Source organism: Mangrovibacterium sp. (assembly GCF_059905295.1).
In genome coordinates, this window is sequence record NZ_JBZQJF010000319.1 from 1 (window position 1) to 3,833 (window position 3,833).

The following is a 3,833-nucleotide window of genomic DNA, read 5'->3' on the forward strand; positions in this document are numbered from 1 at the left end:
ACCCTTATAGAAGATCCCACTGCTCTCGCTTGTGCGCCATTGTATCGCGTTCTTTTTTTTGGAATTTAAAACCTGGAATTTAAGTCAACCTGCAGCTCTTTCAATCCTTCATTCCAACTATCCTTCAATCACTATATCTGTCATTGGTGAGAAATGAAGGACGCAGCGATCTTATCCTGGACGAATCAAGATTGCTATTTTGATAAGCCGGAGAACAATGACGATTCTTGCGAATTACAGACAAGGGGCATTTTTTATTGCAGCGAAATTGAATTACTTTTCTGCAAAACCATTTTATTGGTCAGTTGTTAAAACAAGCAATTTAAAATCTAAAGAATCAAAGATGCCGCATAGACTTTACAATCAATTTTTGGAGAACAACAAAAAGTGGGTTGCCGAAAAGCTCCATGAAGATCCGGATTATTTCGCCAAACTAGCTCAAGGGCAAAAGCCCCCATTGCTTTGGATTGGCTGTGCCGACAGTCGTGTTCCTGCGAACCAGATTGTTGGAGCCGAACCAGGTGAAGTTTTTGTTCACCGGAATATTGCCAACATGGTCGTTCATTCGGATATGAATATGCTTAGCGTACTCGATTATGCTGTTAACGTACTTAAAATTCAACACATTATTGTTTGCGGCCATTATGGTTGCGGAGGGATTCAGGCTGCCATGGGTAACAACTCGATCGGCTTGATTGACAACTGGATTCGCCATGTCAAAGATGTTTACCGTTTTCACCGGGTAGAACTGGATCAGATTGACGATGAAAAAGCCCGCTTTGATAAATTTGTTGAGCTGAATGTCAAAGAGCAGGTTTTAGCATTGGCCCGAACATCAATTGTCCAATCGGCCTGGAAAAACAAGCAGGATTTAATTGTTCACGGCTGGGTGTATTCGGTTGGCAATGGTCTTGTGAATGACCTTGAGGTAAATATCAGCTGTAACGATCAGTTGGAGAAAGCATTTCAACTAGATTTTTAAGCGATCAATATAACTCACGAACAAATGGGAAATCTGATTAGGTTTCCCATTTTGCATTTTAGTGCTACGAACGTAAACTTTCGGACCTCGTATAAAACAACAACACCTTCAATTAACCTGTTCTTACAGCCTTTGATTTAGCAATAAACAAAGGGATATGCATCAGTAAAGCGGAACAATAAAAATACCGCTGCAACAGTAGTTTGTAATAAATAAAGCGCGATGAAAAATATTGTCATTATTAAAGGAAGTGTGCGGCCAAATAATTATACCTCAATGGCTGTTGATGTGTTAATCAATGAGATTAATAAAAACCATACGGTTTCGTATCAAATTATCGATCCTAAAGATTTCAAACTGCCCTTTCCGGGGCAAAGCGAACATTCGGTCGATGCTGTACGGTTAATTGCCATTGTAAAGACGGCCACCGGTGTCATTTTTGCGACTCCGGAATACCATGGTTCGTACAGCAGTATCATCAAACTAATCATTGAAAACCTGGGCTTCCCTTCAGCTTTGGCTGGAAAGCCGATTGCGCTACTTGGTGTTGCAGCCGGAGATATTGGTGCGATCAAGTCACTTGAAAGCCTGCGGAGTGTTTGCTCACACGTTGGTGGCATTGTTTTACCCGGACCGGTTTCCGTTGGTCATGTTCGCGATGCTTTCGATGATGAAGGGAAATGCATTGACCCTAAAATTGATAAACGTATTCGCTCGCTTTTCCTGAATATGATTGACTATATCGACAAATTTATTTGCCCGAATATCAACCTGGAAGATTTAGTAAGAAACTAACCCTTAATTAATGTTGTGACATGAATGAGCTGAAAGATCAAAAATGTGAAGCATGCCGCATTGATGCTCCCCTCGTAACGAATGAGGAAATGGAAAAGCTAAAAGCTGAAATTCCGGGCTGGAGTATTATTGAAGAAAATGGCATGAAAAAGTTGCAACGTTCTTTCGCCTTCTGCAATTTTATCGATGCACTGAATTTTACACATCGCATTGGTATTGCAGCCGAGCACGAAGATCATCATCCGCGTATCGTAACCGAATGGGGAGAAGTAACAGTTACCTGGTGGACACACAAAATAAAGGGTTTGCACCGGAACGATTTTATCATGGCCGCAAAAACCGATACACTAATAAGCTGAGTTCAATTTGAAAATAGTTAAAGCTGTGAATCATTTTAGAATCTAACTCAGGTTAATACAATAAATTTGCACTTTCGTTCAAACATTCAGGCTGAAATTTGTTATAGAAAAAAAACAAATCTTATGAAGTACTATATTGATAAAATGACCGACTACTCGTTCGACGAGGCTGTAACCAAAGTAACTGAAGAACTTCAAAAAGAAGGTTTTGGAGTTCTTAGTGAAATCAACATCGATGAAAAGCTAAAAGCAAAACTCGGAGTCGATTTCAACCGCTACCGGATTCTTGGTGCCTGCAATCCGCCGAATGCGTACAAAGCCTTGCAAGCTGAACCTTTTATTGGTGTCATGCTGCCCTGTAATGTTATTGTTCGCCAACACGACGATAAAAAAGTTGAAGTTGCTGCCGTCGATCCGGTTGCGTCGATGATGGCTATTCAAAATGAAGAACTGGCTCCCGTTGCCATGGAGATTAAAGCACGTTTAGAGCGGGTTATTCAGGCCTTGTAAAGAACTGCTTATCTAAAAGAATAAAAAGAGGCTGTCTAAAAAGTCTGAAGAGTTTTCTCGAAACTATCAAATTGTAAGTCCATTCAAGCTACTAACCCCTAAATCCTCCCGAAACGAATTCGGGACAGGCAATGAAGGGGACTTTAAGGCATCCGGCAGCTGCCGGAGAGGTTTGGAGGGGTAAAGTCAGCAAAAGCTATCAATTTGTAAGTCTGAATTTCTGCTTATCGACTTTTTGGACAGCCTCTTTTCACATAAAACCGGCTCATCGAAACTGGTTGTTGAGATTTTCACAGCACTTTTTTTAAGGCCAATAAGTCTTAATCATTATTTTTGTAAAAAACAGACCCATGAATTATACTGAAATCATCATCAAGATCCGCCAGATTGTACGGTCAATCAACCTCGAATCCAAAAAAGTACAAAGTGATTTTGGTGTCAGTATTCCTCAGGTTCTTTGTCTTGAGTTTTTGAAGCAGTCGCCCAATTACCAGGCATCACAAAAAGACATTCGCGACCATTTAAAATTAAATTCGTCCACTGTTACCGGAATCATTTCGCGTCTTGAATCGAAGAGTTTATTGGCCCGTCTCCCTAAAACCGGCGATAAAAGAGTAACATACATCACTCTAACCTCTCAAGGTGATGAACTTTTAAAGAAAACCCCGGATTTGCTGCAACAACGACTGGCCCTTAAATTATCAAAATTAACCAGCGACGAACTATCGCAAATCAACGAATCACTTGATTTGCTCACCACCATGTTGAACATTCAGGATGTTGATGCTTCACCCATGTTAACTGCCGAAGAAGAAATCAAGCATTAAAATCTCCACCAACTCGTATTTTTTATTGGGTTGTCAACAGGCAACTTCGTACCTCTTTTTTCTGAAAGTCCCTGCTGAGTTCCAAGTTCCAAGTTCCAAGTTTCGAGTTCCAAGTTTCAAGTTCCAAGTTCCAGGTTTCGAGTTTCGAGTTTCGAGTTGCGGCTATAGGTACTCTTGTGGAAACCAGGAGCTGCTGCTTATTACTGGTTGCTGGTTGCTTGTTTCAGGTTGCTCTTCTCTCAATCGCTAATCGGCAATCAATAATCGTTAACCTTTCACGTTTCACGACAACCCAACAACTTCAGATAACAATGACAACCTGATGTCCGAAAAACTTTCCACTTTCATTCCTGTTGGTTA

General features: G+C 40.8%; 5 protein-coding genes. All 5 read left to right on the forward strand.

Annotated features, from left to right (window positions below; translation table 11 throughout):
- Nucleotides 1–343: 343 nt before the first annotated feature.
- The 5 genes from can (at nucleotide 344) to AC37HE_RS16090 (ending at nucleotide 3,473) form a co-directional block, all read left to right on the forward strand.
- On the forward strand, nucleotides 344–982 hold the full coding sequence (can, locus tag AC37HE_RS16070; protein ID WP_500783992.1) for a carbonate dehydratase: 639 nt from the start codon (nucleotides 344–346) through the stop codon (nucleotides 980–982).
- Nucleotides 983–1,204: 222 nt separating this feature from the next.
- Nucleotides 1,205–1,777, forward strand: coding sequence for an NADPH-dependent FMN reductase (locus AC37HE_RS16075; RefSeq protein WP_500783994.1), 573 nt, complete (start codon nucleotides 1,205–1,207; stop codon nucleotides 1,775–1,777).
- Nucleotides 1,778–1,797: 20 nt separating this feature from the next.
- Complete coding sequence (locus AC37HE_RS16080) at nucleotides 1,798–2,136, forward strand: 4a-hydroxytetrahydrobiopterin dehydratase (RefSeq protein WP_500783996.1); 339 nt, start codon at nucleotides 1,798–1,800, stop codon at nucleotides 2,134–2,136.
- Between the two features lie 123 nt (nucleotides 2,137–2,259).
- Entirely contained in the window at nucleotides 2,260–2,646 is a 387-nt protein-coding gene (locus tag AC37HE_RS16085; RefSeq protein ID WP_500783998.1) for a DUF302 domain-containing protein, read from the forward strand.
- 350 nt (nucleotides 2,647–2,996) lie between these two features.
- Entirely contained in the window at nucleotides 2,997–3,473 is a 477-nt protein-coding gene (locus AC37HE_RS16090; protein WP_500784000.1) for a MarR family winged helix-turn-helix transcriptional regulator, read from the forward strand.
- Nucleotides 3,474–3,833 lie beyond the last annotated feature (360 nt).

Excerpts from the sequence above, each read along its gene's own strand:
- AC37HE_RS16080 (WP_500783996.1), top strand. The coding sequence starts at position 1,798 with ATGAATGAGCTGAAAGATCAAAAATGTGAAGCATGCCGCATTGATGCT.
- AC37HE_RS16090 (WP_500784000.1), top strand. The coding sequence starts at position 2,997 with ATGAATTATACTGAAATCATCATCAAGATCCGCCAGATTGTACGGTCA.
- AC37HE_RS16075 (WP_500783994.1), top strand. The coding sequence starts at position 1,205 with ATGAAAAATATTGTCATTATTAAAGGAAGTGTGCGGCCAAATAATTAT.
- AC37HE_RS16085 (WP_500783998.1), top strand. The coding sequence starts at position 2,260 with ATGAAGTACTATATTGATAAAATGACCGACTACTCGTTCGACGAGGCT.
- can (WP_500783992.1), top strand. The coding sequence starts at position 344 with ATGCCGCATAGACTTTACAATCAATTTTTGGAGAACAACAAAAAGTGG.